At 60.2% G+C, this 15,563-nt stretch carries 17 protein-coding genes; 8 read left to right on the top strand and 9 right to left on the bottom strand.

Annotated features, from left to right (window positions below; genetic code table 11):
• Positions 1-99 precede the first annotated feature (99 nt).
• Positions 100-972, top strand: coding sequence for a LysR family transcriptional regulator (locus tag NWV16_RS18120; RefSeq protein WP_260520170.1), 873 nt, complete (start codon positions 100-102; stop codon positions 970-972).
• Positions 973-1,093: 121 nt separating this feature from the next.
• Here the strand turns inward: NWV16_RS18120 and gudD are convergent, their stop codons facing one another.
• Both gudD and NWV16_RS18110 read right to left on the bottom strand, forming a co-directional pair.
• The gene (gudD, locus tag NWV16_RS18115) at positions 1,094-2,437 is read right to left on the bottom strand and encodes a glucarate dehydratase (protein ID WP_260520169.1); all 1,344 of its coding nucleotides are present in this window, start codon (positions 2,435-2,437) and stop codon (positions 1,094-1,096) included.
• Between the two features lie 14 nt (positions 2,438-2,451).
• The gene (locus tag NWV16_RS18110; RefSeq protein ID WP_260520168.1) at positions 2,452-3,798 is read right to left on the bottom strand and encodes an MFS transporter; all 1,347 of its coding nucleotides are present in this window, start codon (positions 3,796-3,798) and stop codon (positions 2,452-2,454) included.
• A 365-nt stretch (positions 3,799-4,163) separates the two neighbouring features.
• On the opposite strand from NWV16_RS18110, the gene NWV16_RS18105 reads away from it, so the two are divergent.
• Positions 4,164-4,877 carry a FadR/GntR family transcriptional regulator gene (locus NWV16_RS18105; protein ID WP_260520167.1) on the top strand — a complete coding sequence of 238 codons (714 nt, stop codon included), beginning with the start codon at positions 4,164-4,166 and terminating at the stop codon, positions 4,875-4,877.
• A gap of 23 nt (positions 4,878-4,900) precedes the next feature.
• Here NWV16_RS18105 and yegQ read toward each other — a convergent pair whose 3' ends face one another.
• Positions 4,901-6,229, bottom strand: coding sequence for a tRNA 5-hydroxyuridine modification protein YegQ (gene yegQ, locus NWV16_RS18100; RefSeq protein ID WP_065259361.1), 1,329 nt, complete (start codon positions 6,227-6,229; stop codon positions 4,901-4,903).
• Positions 6,230-6,385: 156 nt separating this feature from the next.
• Here yegQ and NWV16_RS18095 point away from each other — a divergent pair, with 156 nt between their 5' ends.
• Positions 6,386-7,447, top strand: coding sequence for an AI-2E family transporter (locus NWV16_RS18095; protein ID WP_260520166.1), 1,062 nt, complete (start codon positions 6,386-6,388; stop codon positions 7,445-7,447).
• Here the strand turns inward: NWV16_RS18095 and NWV16_RS18090 are convergent.
• The 3 genes from NWV16_RS18090 to NWV16_RS18080 form a co-directional block, all read right to left on the bottom strand.
• Positions 7,444-7,626 (bottom strand): hypothetical protein, encoded by a 183-nt coding sequence (locus tag NWV16_RS18090; protein WP_065259359.1) that lies wholly within the window; start codon positions 7,624-7,626, stop codon positions 7,444-7,446. The two genes, NWV16_RS18095 and NWV16_RS18090, sit on opposite strands and share 4 nt — an antisense overlap.
• A 102-nt stretch (positions 7,627-7,728) precedes the next feature.
• The gene (locus NWV16_RS18085; protein WP_065259358.1) at positions 7,729-7,923 is read right to left on the bottom strand and encodes a hypothetical protein; all 195 of its coding nucleotides are present in this window, start codon (positions 7,921-7,923) and stop codon (positions 7,729-7,731) included.
• Between the two features lie 245 nt (positions 7,924-8,168).
• Positions 8,169-8,507 (bottom strand): hypothetical protein, encoded by a 339-nt coding sequence (locus NWV16_RS18080; protein ID WP_260520165.1) that lies wholly within the window; start codon positions 8,505-8,507, stop codon positions 8,169-8,171.
• A gap of 254 nt (positions 8,508-8,761) precedes the next feature.
• On the opposite strand from NWV16_RS18080, the gene NWV16_RS18075 reads away from it, so the two are divergent.
• Positions 8,762-9,580, top strand: a complete 819-nt coding sequence (locus NWV16_RS18075; protein ID WP_260520164.1) for a shikimate 5-dehydrogenase — start codon at positions 8,762-8,764, stop codon at positions 9,578-9,580.
• Between the two features lie 84 nt (positions 9,581-9,664).
• Positions 9,665-10,183: a cupin domain-containing protein gene (locus tag NWV16_RS18070; RefSeq protein ID WP_260520163.1), complete on the top strand. Its 519-nt coding sequence runs from the start codon at positions 9,665-9,667 to the stop codon at positions 10,181-10,183.
• Positions 10,184-10,194: 11 nt separating this feature from the next.
• Here NWV16_RS18070 and NWV16_RS18065 read toward each other — a convergent pair whose 3' ends face one another.
• Positions 10,195-10,848 (bottom strand): YceH family protein, encoded by a 654-nt coding sequence (locus NWV16_RS18065; RefSeq protein WP_260520162.1) that lies wholly within the window; start codon positions 10,846-10,848, stop codon positions 10,195-10,197.
• Positions 10,849-10,972: 124 nt separating this feature from the next.
• On the opposite strand from NWV16_RS18065, the gene NWV16_RS18060 reads away from it, so the two are divergent.
• On the top strand, positions 10,973-11,482 hold the full coding sequence (locus NWV16_RS18060; RefSeq protein ID WP_065259353.1) for a DUF1993 family protein: 510 nt from the start codon (positions 10,973-10,975) through the stop codon (positions 11,480-11,482).
• Positions 11,483-11,544: 62 nt separating this feature from the next.
• On the opposite strand, the gene sstT is transcribed toward NWV16_RS18060, so the two are convergent.
• Positions 11,545-12,777, bottom strand: a complete 1,233-nt coding sequence (gene sstT / locus NWV16_RS18055) for a serine/threonine transporter SstT (protein ID WP_065259352.1) — start codon at positions 12,775-12,777, stop codon at positions 11,545-11,547.
• A gap of 337 nt (positions 12,778-13,114) precedes the next feature.
• On the opposite strand from sstT, the gene NWV16_RS18050 reads away from it, so the two are divergent.
• Positions 13,115-14,275 (top strand): MFS transporter, encoded by a 1,161-nt coding sequence (locus NWV16_RS18050; protein WP_260520161.1) that lies wholly within the window; start codon positions 13,115-13,117, stop codon positions 14,273-14,275.
• Here the strand turns inward: NWV16_RS18050 and nhaR are convergent.
• Positions 14,272-15,171, bottom strand: coding sequence for a transcriptional activator NhaR (nhaR, locus tag NWV16_RS18045; protein WP_260520160.1), 900 nt, complete (start codon positions 15,169-15,171; stop codon positions 14,272-14,274). The genes NWV16_RS18050 and nhaR overlap by 4 nt on opposite strands.
• 143 nt (positions 15,172-15,314) lie before the next feature.
• On the opposite strand from nhaR, the gene NWV16_RS18040 reads away from it, so the two are divergent.
• Positions 15,315-15,557 (top strand): hypothetical protein, encoded by a 243-nt coding sequence (locus NWV16_RS18040; protein ID WP_260520159.1) that lies wholly within the window; start codon positions 15,315-15,317, stop codon positions 15,555-15,557.
• Positions 15,558-15,563 lie beyond the last annotated feature (6 nt).

Genomic DNA, 15,563 nt, shown 5'->3' with positions numbered 1-15,563 from the left:
TCGGGCCGGCTGATCGGCAGCGCCAAATCTAGGCAGTCCGGCGTCTTTCGACAAACGATGAAAACTCGGACGAGCCATTAGAAAAATTTGGGATCTGGCATGATTCGACCTCAATTGCCCTTGAATGCACTGCGCGCTTTCGAAGCGTCTGCGCGCCATTTGAGCTTCACCCGTGCTGCGGTGGAGTTGTGCGTGACTCAGGCGGCTGTCAGCCATCAGGTCAAAAGCCTTGAGGCGCAACTCGGGGTGATCCTGTTCAAACGCCTGCCGCGGGGGCTGATGCTGACCGGCGAGGGCGAAACCCTTTTGCCGGTGCTGACCACGTCGTTCGATCATATCGCGCAGATGCTCGAGCGTCTGGCGGGCGGGCAGTATCGGGAAATGCTCACGGTCGGCGCGGTAGGTACTTTTGCCGTGGGCTGGTTGTTGCCGAGGCTGGCGGACTTTCAGGCGAAACATCCGCTCATCGATTTGCGGCTGTCGACCAATAACAATCGAGTGGACGTCGCTGCCGAAGGTCTGGATTACGCGATCCGGTTTGGCGCCGGGGCCTGGCACGGTATCGAGGCGACCCGTTTGCTGGAGGCGCCGTTGTCGGTGCTCTGCGTGCCGGAAATTGCCCGGCAACTGCACACGCCAGGGGATCTTCTGCAGCAGCGTCTGTTGCGTTCCTATCGCACCGATGAGTGGCCGGAATGGTTTCATGCGGCGGGGATGGCCACCCACGCCGCGCCGCCCCAGAGCATCGTGTTCGACTCGTCGCTGGCGATGATGGAAGCGGCGCTGCAGGGGGGCGGCGTGGCGTTGGCACCGCCGTTGATGTTCGCCCGGCAACTGGCGGCAGACTTGATCCGCCAACCCTTTGCCATTGAAATCACCACCGGCAGCTATTGGCTGACGCGCTTGCAGTCACGGCCGGAGACGTCGGCGATGGCGGCGTTCAAACACTGGTTGCTGGAAACTTCAGGCTAGTGAAAGTCCTTGTGGGAGCGAGCTTGCTCGCGAAGACGGCCTCAAATTCGAAAAGTTTATCGACTGACACTCCGCCATCGCGAGCAGGCTCGCTCCCACAGGAAATTGCGTTGAATCCGGATCAGCGCACCAGGCAGGGGCGCTTGTTATCGAACGTCCAGCCCGGAATCAGAAACTGCATTGCCACGCTGTCATCCCGCGCGCCAAGGCCCATGCGTTTATAGCGTTCGTGGGCCTTGGCCACCTGGTCCATGTCCAGTTCCACGCCCAGCCCCGGTTTCGTCGGCACCTGCACGCAGCCGTCGACGATTTGCAGCGGGGCCTTGGTCAGGCGCTGGCCGTCCTGCCAGATCCAGTGGGTGTCGATGGCGGTGATGTCACCCGGCGCGGCGGCCGCGACGTGGGTGAACATCGCCAGAGAAATGTCGAAGTGGTTGTTGGAGTGCGAGCCCCAGGTCAGGCCCCATTCGTGGCACATCTGCGCCACGCGCACCGAGCCCTGCATGGTCCAGAAATGCGGGTCGGCCAGCGGGATATCCACCGATTGCAACTGAATCGCATGGCCCATCTCGCGCCAGTCGGTGGCGATCATGTTGGTGGCGGTTTTCAGGCCGGTGGCGCGACGGAATTCGGCCATCACTTCACGGCCCGAATAGCCGTTTTCCGCACCACACGGGTCTTCGGCGTAGGCCAGCACACGATGCTGATCGCGGCACAGCCGGATCGCTTCTTTCAGTGACCACGCGCCGTTGGGGTCGAGGGTGATGCGGGCTTCGGGGAAGCGCTCGGCCAGTGCGGTCACCGCTTCGATTTCGGCATCGCCGCTGAGCACGCCGCCCTTGAGCTTGAAATCCTTGAAGCCGTAACGCCCATGGGCCGCCTCGGCCAGGCGCACCACGGCGTCGGCGGTCATGGCTTTCTCGTGACGCACGCGGAACCAGTCGTTGTCGGCATCCGGTTCGCTGCGATAGGCGAGGTCGGTTTCCCGGTGATCCCCCACATAGAACAGATAACCGAGCATCTTTACTTCATTACGCTGCTGGCCTTCACCGAGCAGAGCGGCCACCGGTACGTCGAGGTGTTGGCCGAGCAGGTCGAGCAGGGCGGCTTCCAGCCCGGTGACCGCGTGAATGGTGATGCGCAGGTCGAAGGTCTGCAGGCCTCGGCCGCCGGCGTCGCGGTCGGCGAAAGTCTGGCGAACCTGGTTGAGGATTTTCTGATACGTACCGATCGGGCTGCCGACCACCAGGCTGCGGGTGTCCTCAAGGGTCTGGCGAATGCGCTCGCCACCGGGTACTTCACCGACGCCGGTATGGCCGGCGTTGTCCTTGAGGATGACGATGTTGCGGGTGAAAAACGGCCCGTGGGCGCCGCTCAGGTTGAGCAGCATGCCGTCGTGGCCGGCCACCGGGAGGACTTGCATTTCGGTGATGATCGGGGCTTTGGCGATGTCGTGTGCGGTCATATCGGATTGTCCTTTCAAGCGTGTTTCGGCGCGGCATCGGCCACGGCGTTATCAGGTGCGGATTTGGGTGTCGTGCGGGCGGCGAACACGGTGAGCGCGGCGATGATCGAGGTCGCGGCAAGACCATAGAGGCCGCCCTGGATCGAACCGGTGTGCTGTTCCAGCAGGCCGAACGTGGTGGGGGCGACGAAGCCGCCGAGGTTGCCCACCGAGTTGATCAGCGCGATCACCGCCGCGGCGATCCGCGCATCGAGATAGGCCTGCGGAATCGGCCAGAACAGCGACGACGCAGACTTGAAACCCAGCGCGGCAAAACAGATCGCGACGAACGCGAAGATCGGCCCGCCGATGGTGGACATGAACATCCCCGCTGCGGCAATCAACAGTGCGGTGGCCACCCACGCCTGCTGGTGTTTCCACTTCGCCGAGAACGAGGCGAACGCATACATGCCGATGATCGACAGCAACCACGGAATCGAGTTGAACAGGCCGACCTGGAAGTCACTCATCTCGCCCATTTTCTTGATGATGCTCGGCAGCCAGAACGTCGCGGCGTAGATCGTCAATTGGATGAAGAAGTAGATCAGGCAGAACAGGATGATCTGGCGATCCTTGAGCAGCTTGCCCATGGACGGCCGGATCGACGTCGCGGCCTCGCGGGCCTTCTGTTCGTCGTCGATGGCTTTGACCAGCGCATCCTGCTCGGCGGGGGTCAGCCACTTGGCATCGTGGGGTTTGGCATCGAGCCAGAACCACACGAATACGCACAGACCGACCGAAAACATGCCTTCAATGAAATACATCCATTGCCAGCCATGCAGTCCGAGACCTTCAATCTGCAATAGCAGGCCGGACAGCGGTCCGGAGATCAGCGAGGCCACGGCCGAGCCACTCAGGAAAATCGCAATCGCCTTGCCGCGCTCCGCGGCGGGCAGCCAGCGAGTGAAGTAGTAGATCACGCCGGGAAAGAAGCCGGCCTCGGCCACACCCAGCAGAAATCGCAGGATGTAGAAGTGGGTTTCGTTCTGGATGAACGCCATGCCGGCGGCCACCAGGCCCCAGGTGAGCATGATGCGGGTCAGCCAGATTCGCGCGCCAACCTTTTGCAGCAGCATGTTGGAAGGGACTTCGAACAGCGCGTAACCAATGAAGAACAGACCGGCACCGAACCCGTAGGCCGCGGCGCCGATGCCGAGGTCATGTTCCATGTGGGTGCGGACAAAGCCGATGTTCACACGGTCGATGTAGTTGACGATGAACATGATGACGAACAGCGGCAGGACGTGGCGTTTGACTTTGGCGATGGCGCAGGACAGCGCGAAATCGGCGCCTTCGCTCATCCCGGCAATGGATGATTTCACTTGGTTTTCTCCCACTCGTTATTTTTATGCGGGGGTGTGGTTGGGTGCTGCGTTGTTGATAGACATCATACAACTAGACTTTTTTGTCCTACAAGCAGAGACGCCCAATCAAATTTATCTACAGCGAATTGTTTTTATGCTTTTTTGGCTGTTTGTGCCGTATACATTGGGTTTTAAAGACGTTTTGTTGCGGTGAAGCAGAGACGCATGCCGTTGATCGGGAGGCGACGGCGTTATCGTCAGTGAGGGTTTGCCAAGCAAATGTCCATGTTGTCATACAAGTTTGGCCTGGGGAATCATAGGAGCTCATACAAGTCTTCGACGCAGTGTTACGATCGATCAGCCATGACCTGCGGATCCGAACCATGCAAGAAGACCTCGAAGCTCCCGCACGCAAGCGTGCGCACAACCTGGCCCATGACTTGGTGGAAAAGCTCTCCCGGAGCATCCTGCTCGGCCAGATGCTGCCCGGTGACAAGTTGCCGTCGGAAAACTCGATCGTTCAGGAACACGGCGTCAGCCGTACCGTGGTGCGTGAGGCGATTTCCAAGTTGCAGGCGTCGGGGCTGGTGGAGACGCGGCACGGCATCGGCACGTTCGTGATCGAGCGTGCGCCGGAGCAAGGGCTGCGGCTGAATGTGGACACCGCGCTGGGCGTGCGCAGCATTCTCGAATTGCGCATGGGGCTGGAGACGCAAGCGGCGGCACTGGCCGCGCAGCGCCGCACCGAGCTGCAACTGCTGCAGATGCGTCAGGCGCTGGACGACTATCAGCGACTATTGGCCAACAACGATAGCTGCGTCGAGGCCGACCGGCGCTTTCATCTGCTGATTGCCGAAGCCACTGGTAATGCCTGCTTCACCGAAATCATGCAGCACCTGGGCAGCGCGATGATTCCGCGCACCCGGGTCAATGCGGCCGAGCGCGGGGCAGTGGATTTGAGCAAGCTCGGGCAATTGGCGAATCTCGAACATGAAGCGATCCTCAACGCGATCAAGCGTCAGGACCCCGACGCGGCGCGCGCGGCGATGTGGCTGCACCTGACCAACAGTCGTGATCGGTTTTCAGCCACGAATTGAAGCCGCTGGTTCGATAGCAGCGTCTAAACAGCGCCGAGATCACGCATCAACAACCCGAAGCGTAAATCCACCGCATCCGGAATCGGCAAGTACACGGTGTGCCCGTCTCCCGGCGCCACGTCGATGGCTTCGCCCTTGAGGTTCTGCAATTCGTGCAGGTCAAAGTGAAAGTTGCCCTTGGGTGTCATCAGTTCCAGATGATCGCCCAGGGCAAAGCGGTTTTTCACTTTGACCTCGGCCAGCCGGTCCCGGCGTTCTCCGGTCAGTTCGCCAACAAACTGTTGTCGCTCCGACACCGAGCTGCCGTTCTGATAGTTCTGATATTCGTCATGCACATGTCGACGCAGGAAGCCTTCGGTGTAGCCGCGCTGGGCGAGGGATTCCAGATCGGTCATCAGGCTGCGGTCGAATTCGCGTCCGGCCACCGCATCATCAATGGCCCGGCGGTAGACCTGAGTGGTGCGCGCGCAATAGAAGTGCGATTTGGTCCGGCCTTCGATCTTCAGCGAGTGCACGCCCATGCGGGTCAGGCGCTCGACGTGCTGCACGGCGCGCAGGTCCTTGGCATTCATGATGTAGGTGCCGTGTTCGTCTTCGAAGGCCGGCATCATCTCGCCGGGACGATTGGCTTCCTGCAACAGGAACACCTGATCGGTGGGAGCGCCAAGGCCCAGGGTCGGTTGCGGTTCGAAGGTCTGGACGATTTCGCCGAGCTGATTTTCCGTAGCCTCCTGTGCTGAATATTTCCAGCGGCAGGCGTTGGTGCAGGTGCCCTGATTGGCGTCTCGTTTGTTCATGTAGCCGGAGAGCAGACAGCGCCCGGAGTAAGCCATGCACAATGCGCCGTGGACGAACACTTCCAGTTCCATGCCCGGCACCTGTTCGCGGATTTCGCCGATTTCTTCCAGCGACAGTTCCCGGGACAGGATGATCCGGCTCAACCCTTGTTGCTGCCAGAACTCGACGCTCGCCCAGTTCACCGTGTTGGCCTGCACTGAAAGATGAATCGGCATCTGCGGAAAATGACGGCGTACCAGCATGATCAGGCCAGGGTCGGACATGATCAGCGCGTCCGGTGCCATCTCGATCACCGGTGCCAGATCCTTGAGAAAGGTCTTCAGCTTGGCGTTGTGCGGTGCGATGTTGACCACCACGTAGAAACGCTTGCCCTGAGCCTGGGCTTCACGAATGCCGAGGGCGAGATTGGCGTGGTCGAACTCGTTGTTGCGCACCCGCAGGCTGTAGCGCGGCTGACCGGCGTAGACCGCATCGGCGCCGTAGGCGAAGGCGTAGCGCATGTTTTTCAGGGTGCCGGCGGGGGCGAGCAGTTCCGGGGTGAAGGAGGGCGTCATGGCGGTGTCGGTCGCAAAAGCGCGGGAGGGTAAACGAGGTGCGGCGAGGGTTTATTGATCTGGATCTATGCTCCTTGAACAAAGATGGCACTCGCGCGGGCACGGGCTGACTAAGTTGGGCGGGTGCGTTTGGCGCCTGACTGACATGGACCGGACATGAACCCAAAAAGTCTGCAATTCAAATCCCTCACCGTGCTGCTCTTGCTGGTGACCGTCGCCTTCATCTGGATCCTGCTGCCGTTCTACGGCGCGGTGTTCTGGGCAGTGATTCTCGGCATTGTGTTCGCGCCGATGCAGCGTCGGTTGCAACAGAAATTCGGCTGGCAACGCAATTTGACGTCGCTGTGCACCCTGAGTATCTGCGTGGTGATCGCGATTCTGCCGGTGATCGTCATCAGCGTGTTGCTGGTGCAGGAAGGGGCGACGCTTTACGACAATATCGAAAGCGGCAAGCTCGATATCGGCGCGTATCTGACGCAGTTCAAGCACAGCCTGCCGCCGTACTTTCAGCACCTGCTCGACCGTTTCGGCATGGGCGAACTCAATGCCGTGCGCGAGAAAATCGTCAAGGCAGCGATGCAGGGCAGTCAGGTGCTGGCCACCCAGGCGTTCAGTTTCGGCCAGGGCACCTTCGATTTCGTGGTGAGCTTTTTCATCATGTTGTACTTGCTGTTCTTCTTTCTGCGCGATGGCGCCGAACTGGCGCGCAAGGTGCGTACGGCGGTGCCGCTGGAGGAACATCACAAACGCCGACTGCAACTGAAGTTCAATCGGGTGGTGCGCGCCACCGTCAAGGGAAACCTGGTGGTGGCCATTACGCAAGGTGCACTGGGCGGCGCGATTTTCTGGTTTCTCGATATTCCCAGTGCGTTGCTCTGGGCGGTATTGATGGCGTTTCTGTCACTGTTGCCGGCGGTGGGGGCGGGGATCGTCTGGGCGCCGGTGGCGGTTTACTTTCTGCTCAGCGCAATGATCTGGCAGGGCGTGGTACTGGCGTTGTTCGGGATATTCGTGATCGGCCTGGTGGATAACGTGCTGCGTCCGGTGCTGGTGGGCAAGGACACGCGCATGCCGGACTACATGATCCTGATTTCGACGCTGGGCGGGATGGCGGTGTTCGGTCTTAATGGTTTCGTGATCGGGCCGCTGATTGCTGCCTTGTTCATGTCGAGCTGGGCGCTCTTCGTCGAAACCAGACCGAAGGTGCAGTTGCCTTAAGCCTTGAACGGGCCGTTGATCAGTTGTTGCGACAGCGCCTGGGCGGCTGGCAGCGAAGTCAGCGGGCCGCTGACGGGCTCGCCGTCGCGCACCAGATACCAGCAGGCGAGCAATCCGAGCTCTCTGAGGGATGCGGGAACGGCGCTGCCGACAACGGACATGATTTGAACCTGAGCCATGAAAAGTACCTCCATCAATCTATGGAGCTACCTTAGGGGGTTGGTCGTTTCAGGGACAATCAACGCTTTCGATAGTGGTCATTGATGCCAGTGAGGGCTGGTTCAGTCCACCACTTGATCGAGCATGTGCACGATTTCGTGCTCGTTGAGCAAACCCTTGCGTACCAGGTTCTCCGCCAGCAACGAGAGAAACTTCGCCGTACGATGACCTTCCAGGTGCTTGAGCTCGGTCAGGGCGTTGTACACCTTGCCCGAGGTGCATAAACCGACGATGCGGTGGGGATTTTGTGTTGGCATTCCAGTCGTCCTTGTTGTTATCAGCCTGTTGTATGCGGACGGATTCAGATTGCGGTTCCGTCATGACAAATCGATGACCGTTGTGTGTTTCAGCTCGACGGTCGAGTCCATCATGCCGACTTTAACGGGTGAAACTGTCTCCACAGCGACCTTGGCGAGATTTTTTCAGACGTTGGCCGACGGACGGTTGGCTTTCCCGCACTCAATAAAAAGCCCCGCCGTAAAGGCGGGGCTCTGCAGGGGGCTTACCAGCGACCGTAGTGCGGATGGCCGTAATAACCACGGGGCGGGCCGTAGTAGACCGGTCCCGGTACATAAACCGGTTGTTGTACATAGACCGGGGCCGGCTGGTAATAGACCGGTGGTGGCGGTGGCTGCACGTACACCGGCGCCGGTTGAGCGTAAACAGGCTGTTGAACGTACACCGGACGATCCTGGTTGATGAGTGCCGAGCCGATGATGGCCGAGCCGACGATCGCACCAAATACCGCCGGGCCCTGCCAGCCACCGCCATGGGCTTCTGCCTGACCTGTGATAGCGCATGCACCGATCAACAAGGCCACGATGGGGAGTTTACGAATCATGATTAATCCTCGGTTCTTCGACCCGGCGTCCGGGCCTGCATCAGGCTCGGGAAAGCGCGGGGATACATCTAAGACAGCAACATTTGGAAAAACAGCACGGCGGCTGGGTAAATTTTGTGTAAGGTCTGTACCGGCTTGCTTACCGTGTTGCATGCAATGGCTGTGATACCCGGAACAGACCGCCTTATGATCGTTCAGAACCCGATGGTCTGGCTAATCCCGTCCATCCGAAAGTGTATTTGAAGGAGACTCCCATGCAGATGAACCCCAATAAAGACACCCAATTGTGCATGTCCCTGTCTGGGCGTCCCGGGAATTTCGGTCTGCGTTTTCATAACCATCTGTACGAGCAACTGGGTCTGAACTTTTACTACAAGGCCTTCAGCAGTCAGGATCTGCCGGGCGCTGTCGGCGGCATTCGCGCGCTGGGTATTCGGGGTTGCGGGGTGTCGATGCCGTTCAAGGAGGCCTGCATTGCGCTGGTCGACGAGCTGGATGCGTCGGCGGCGGCGATCCAGTCGATCAACACCATCGTCAACACCAACGGCCATCTCAAGGCTTACAACACCGATTACATCGCCATCGCCCAGTTGCTGGAAACCCATGCGGTGCCGAAGGACTCGACCTTCGCCCTGCGCGGCAGCGGTGGCATGGCCAAAGCGGTAGCCAGTGCCCTGCGCGATGGTGGTTACAGGAAGGGTTTGATCGTGGCCCGCAACGAGCGCGCCGGCCGGACGCTGGCGGATTCGTTGGGTTATCGCTGGCAGGTGGATCTGGGTGAGGAGCGCCCGCAGATGTTGATCAACGTGACCCCGGTGGGGATGGACGGTGGTCCGGAAGCGGGTCAGTTGGCGTTTGAGGCGGATGTGATCAAGTCTGCCGATACGGTGTTCGATGTGGTGGCGATCCCCTCGGAAACGCCATTGATCGTGCGGGGTCGCGCCGAAGGCAAAAAGGTCATCACCGGGCTGGAAGTGATCGCGATCCAGGCGCTGGAGCAGTTTGTGCTTTACACCGGCGTGCGGCCGACGGTCGAGCAGTTCGAGGCGGCGGTGGCGTTTGCCCGCAGTTGATTGATCTCGGTGTCGGGGTGGTCATTGCCTATACTGCCGCATCAGCAGGCACAGACTTGCCCCACGACAAAAACCGAGGTTTGCATGCATCCGCCCATTCTCAATCTGAATGACGTCGAACTTGAACCGTTGCCCGAAGCGCTGGCACCCGGAGGCGAAACCGCCAGACGTTATCAGCAGCGGTTCGCCCGAATCGGTCAGCAACTGGGCGCGCAAAAGCTCGGTTATCGGCTGTATGCGCTGCCGCCGGGCATGCGCGGCAGTCCGTTTCACAGCCATCGGGTCAATGAGGAAATGTTCTACGTGGTGGCCGGAGAAGGGGAGGTGCGCCTGGGCGCCGAGCGTTTTCCGATCCGCGCCGGCGACGTGATCGCCTGCCCGCCGGGCGGCCCGGAAAAGGCGCATCAAATCATCAACACCAGCGCGCAGGAGCTGCGTTATCTGGCGGTCAGTACCCAGCAGCAACCGGACATCTGCGAGTACCCGGACTCGAACAAGTACGCGGTGATGGATAACTTCAGCATCGATGCCGAGGGCAATGCCTCGGGCTTCGTCGCGGTGGCGCGGCAGTCGGACGGGGTAGATTACTGGGACGGCGAATGACGCCGCCCCCATTATGCTTGTTCGAGGCGGGCCAGGCGTTCTTCCAGCGCTGCAATCCGCGCTTCCAGCTCTTCGATGCGCTCGACTGAAACACCGCTGGCAGTCCCGCGCTCACCCGGATTCTGCCGCGCCGCGATAATCGCCTCGATGTCCGCCGGGTCACCCAGCGCATGGGTGTAGCGATCTTCGCGCTGGCCGGCCTGACGCGGAATCAGCACCGCCAGATCCCGAGCGATCAGGCGTTCCAGTTGATGCACCACTTGTTCGGCGTCTTCGAATTCATGCATGCGACCGCTGCGGGTCAGCAGCTCGTTGACGGTCTGCGGGCCGCGCAAAAACATCAGCCCGGTCAGAGTCAGTTGCGCCGGCACCAGCTCCAGCGCCTTGTCGACCTTGTGCTCCCAGCGGTCGGCGCGGCTGCCCATGACCAGTTTGGCGAAACCCCGGCCTTCGAGGGCGCGCAGGCTCTGGCCGACCTGGCCCTGGGTCAGGTTCATCACAGGTTCCCGGCTGGTTTTCTGATTGCAGGCCAGCACCAGTGCGTTGAGGGTCAGCGGATAGGTTTCCGGGCTGGTGGCCTGCTTCTCGATCAGCGAGCCCAGAATGCGAATTTCCGTGGCGTTGAGCCGTGGTTCGTGGATGGTCGTTTCAAGTTCTGTGGACATCGCGCGTTCCCTCTGCAGTCGAAGGCGCCTAGCCTAATCCTTGCTGGATAAAAGACAAGTCGCACGGTCCGCGAGCATGGCTATAATCGCCCCACGATTTACCCAGCCACCCTGTGAGACTGCCATGACCATTTCCCTGTACGCCGCATCCGTTCCGGTTTTCCAGCAAATGCTCAACGCCCTGAGCGATGTGCTGAAAAAGGCCGAAGCCCACGCCACCGCGAAAAACATCGACCCGAACGCCTTCCTGCAGGCGCGTCTGTACCCGGACATGTTCCCGCTGGTGCGTCAGGTGCAGATCGCCGTGGACTTCGCCAAAGGCGTGTCCTCGCGTCTGGCCGAAGTCGAAATCCCGAAATACGACGACACCGAAACCACCTTCGCCGAGCTGCAAGCGCTGATCGCCAAGGTTCTGGCCTTCATCGGCGAGATCAAGCCTGAGCAAATCAATGGCAAGGAAGGCATCGAAATTGTGACCCGTCCGGGCACTCCGAAAGAGAAACGCTTCTCCGGCCAGGCCTACCTGCTGAGCTACGGCCTGCCGCAGTTCTTCTTCCACGTCACCACTGCTTACGACCTGCTGCGTCACAACGGCGTTGAAATCGGCAAGCGCGATTACATGGGCGCGTTCTAAACCCGACGCAACAAAAAGCCCGCCAAGGTTTGCGCCTTGGCGGGCTTTTTGTTGCGCCCGGTTTACGCCGGACGTTGTGCTTTCTGTTCTTCGCCCAGGCAAGCCGCAGCGGTGAACAACACGTCGGTGGAGGAATTCAGCGCCGTCTCGGCCGAATCCTGCAACACGCCGATGATGAAGCCGACCGCCACTACCTGCATGGCAATCTCGCTCGGAATGCCGAACAGGCTGCACGCCAGCGGAATCAGCAGCAGCGAACCGCCGGCCACACCGGAGGCGCCACACGCGCAGATCGCAGCGACGACGCTGAGCAGGATCGCGGTCGGGATGTCCACGGCAATGCCCAGGGTGTGCACGGCGGCGAGGGTCAGCACGGTGATGGTGATCGACGCACCGGCCATGTTGATGGTGGCACCCAGCGGAATCGAGACCGAGTAGGTGTCTTCATGCAGGCCCAGACGCTTGCTCAGCTCCAGGTTGACCGGAATGTTGGCCGCCGAACTGCGGGTGAAGAACGCGGTGATGCCGCTTTCGCGCAGGCATTTCAGCGTCAGCGGATACGGGTTGCGGCGCATTTTCCAGAACACGATCAGCGGGTTCATCACCAAGGCCACGAACAGCATGCAGCCCAGCAGCACCGCCAGCAGGTGCGCGTAACCCACCAGTGCGCCAAAACCGGACGTGGCCAGGGTCGAAGCCACCAGGCCGAAAATGCCCAGGGGTGCGAAACGAATAACTACGCGCACGATCAGGGTCACGCCGTTGGACAGGTCGCTGACCACTTCCCGGGTGGTGTCGCCGGCATGCCGAATCGCCACGCCCATGCCGATGGCCCAGGCCAGAATGCCGATGAAGTTGGCGTTCATCAATGCAGTGACCGGGTTATCGACCACGCTCAGCAGCAGGCTTTGCAGGACTTCGCCGATGCCGCCCGGTGCAGTGACGGCGACGTTATCGGTGGACAGCACCAGATGCGACGGAAACATCGTGCTGGCAACCACCGCCACCGCCGCAGCGCCAAAGGTGCCCAGCAGGTACAGGAACAGAATCGGCCGGATATGGGTTTCCTGACCGTGCTTGTGGTTGGCGATCGAGGCCATGACCAGCACGAACACCAGGATCGGCGCCACGGCCTTGAGCGCGGAAACGAACACCTTGCCGATGAAGGCGGTGCCTTTGGCGGCCTCGGGCGCGAACAACGCCAGGGCGATGCCGGCAATCAGGCCGATCAGGATCTGCGTGACCAGGCTGAGGCTTTTCAGGCGTTGCATTAGAGAAGGGGATGAAGCGGTCATAACGGCATCTCTGCTTTTTTATAGGGTGCAAGGTTGTGTGATCCGGGCGATGAATCGGGGGCAGGCCACAGACACGAACCGTAAGGAATGACGCGACAGCCACACTGATTAACGGGTGGCTGAACAGGGTGTACGTTTTTCAGGGCGCGGACTTTATCACAGCGTAGGCCTTATCCTTCAGGCCTGTGACGATCTGCCACCGAAACGTTCTGCAATATAGACAGGTTTGTGCAAGTCACTCCGGGAACACTCTGTTAAGATTGCGCATCCTTATTTTCATGTTCTGCCGGCGGGCCTTCGGGTCAGCGCCGGTGCCGTCGTTTTGCTGGAGTTCCCCATGCTGTTGCCCATCCTTCTGTTGTCTGCCGCCGGATTCACGGTGCTGACCACGGAGTTCATCATCGTCGGCCTGTTGCCGGCGATTGCCCGAGACCTGGAAGTCACCATCCCGCAAGCCGGGTTGCTGGTGACGCTATTCGCTTTCACCGTGGCCATGTTCGGCCCGTTCTTGACGGCCTATTTCGCCCGTTTCGAACGGCGCAAGCTGTTCATCACCATTCTGGTCATGTTCGGTCTGGCCAATACCGTGGCGGCTCTGGCGCCGAACATCTGGGTCATGGCCATTGCACGGTTGATCCCGGCACTGGGGCTGCCGGTGTTCTGGGCCCTGGCCAGTGAAACCGCGGTGGACATCGTCGGCCCGGACTTCGCCGGTCGCGCCATTGCCAAGATCGGCTTCGGCATCGTCTGCGCCACGGTGTTCGGCATTCCGGTCGGTACGCTGATTTCCGATGCCTTCGGCTGGCGCAGCGCATTCGCCATTCTGGCGGTCATCGCATTCGCCAAGGCGTTGCTGCTGTTTGTCTACCTGCCGAAAACCAGCCTGCACCAGCATCAGGTCAGCTTCGGATCGCAGTTCAAGATTCTGCGCAGCCCGTTGATGCTTGGCCATGTGCTGCTGTCGATTCTGGTGTTCAGCGGCATGTTCACGGCCTACACCTATCTGGCGGATATCCTTGAACGTCTGGCCGGTTTCAATGGCACCGTGGTCGGCTGGTGTCTGATGGGCTTTGGTGCGGTCGGCCTGATCGGCAACTCGCTGGGCGGTCGCGCGGTGGATCGTCACCCATTGATGGCTTCGGTGATGTTCTGCGCGTTCATGATTCCCGGGATGGTGGCGCTGGTGCCCAACATCAATTCGTCGCTGGGCCTGGCGGCGGCGATGGGCATCTGGGGCGTGACGCAGGCCGCGCTGTTTCTGGTCAGCCACGTACGCTTGATGAAAGCGGCACCTGAAGCACCGGCCTTTGCCGCATCGCTGAATATCGCCGGAGCCAATCTCGGGATCGGTCTGGGCGCGATCATTGGCGGTCGGGTAATCGACAACGCGGGCCTCGGCTTCGTCGGTTTCGCCGCTGCCGCGTTCATCCTGCTGTCGATTTTTCTCGCCATGGTGTTGATGGTACTCAAGCCGCGCGAGGTCTGCGCGCAGGCTTAAAACCCGGTAAACAGCTCGCGTCGGGCACCTTCGGTAATCGCTTTGATGCCGGGGTGCTTGACCTTGCGTTCCACCGAGATTGCATAGAACGACTCGCTCACCGCATCGGTCTGGCCAATCAATTCAACGCCGTATTGGCGTTTTACCTCATCGGCGATCACGCTCGGGCCAATGAAAATCCCGCTGCCGGACTGGCCGAACGCCTGCATCAGGGCGCTGTCATCGAATTCCCCGACAATCCTTGGTTGAATCTGCTGTTCGGCGAACCAGCGCTGCAGACGGCTGCGCACCACGGTTTCGGCTCCGGGAATCAACAGCGGTGCGCCGTGCAGACTGCGCGGAAAATCCTGACCGTATTGCGCCGCCAGTTCGGCGGTGGCAAAGAAACTGATCCCGCACTCTCCAAGCCTTTGGCTGTAGCCCTTGATGTCCAGGTGCGACGGCATAGGGCTGTCGGAGATCACCAGGTCCAGGCGCTGGATCGCCAGATCCGCCAGCAATCGCTCGAGTTTGTCTTCGCGGCAGGTGATGCGCAGTGGTTCGCTGAGCTCCATGGTCGGCGCGATCAGGCGATAGACGATGGATTTGGGCACAACGTCCGCCACCCCCACGCGAAACAGGATCTGCTGTTCATTGGGTTGGGCGCGCAACATGAGTTCCAGTTCGCCGCCGATCTGGAACATCTGTTCGGCGTAGGGCAGGGCCTGACGCCCGGCTTCGGTGAGTTCGAGTTGTCGGCCGACGCGCTGGAACAACTCGATGCCGTAGGTCTGTTCCAGCAGGGAAATCTGTCCGCTGATGGTTTGCGGTGTCAGGTTCAGTTGCTCGCAGGCACGCACGATGCTGCCGGTTTTGGCCACGACCCAGAAATAGTGCAGTTGTCGGTAATTGAGCACAGGGTTCGCTCCGTCAGATTCAGTTCGTATAAATCGAAGTATAGCCGCTGAAAATACGAATTTTCCTGAAGTGTTTGTCTCCCTAGAATGCCCAGCCATCGACGGGTGGTCCGTGACCTGTCTGTTCATTCGAAGGAATCCTTATGAAATACACGATCCCGGCACTGATGTTTACGTCTTTACTGCTTATGGCTGGCTGCGACCAGGCTGAAAAAAGCGCCCAGCAATTGATGGGCAAGGCCGCCGAGAGTGCCAAACAGGCTATCGACGACACGCACAAAGCCGCCGAGCAGGCGCTCAGCGAGGCCACTGGCGGCCTGATCGAGAAAAAAGAAGCCCCGGAAAAAGAGGCGGAAAAATCCGAATCTTCCGCCAAGACCATCTAAATCGTC

Origin of the sequence: Pseudomonas sp. BW7P1, from assembly GCF_024981055.1 — a bacterium.
Classification (GTDB): Bacteria; Pseudomonadota; Gammaproteobacteria; order Pseudomonadales; family Pseudomonadaceae; genus Aquipseudomonas; species Aquipseudomonas bananamidigenes.
Note: the sequence above shows the minus strand (reverse complement) of the source record. Positions and strands in the feature narration are given on the sequence as shown.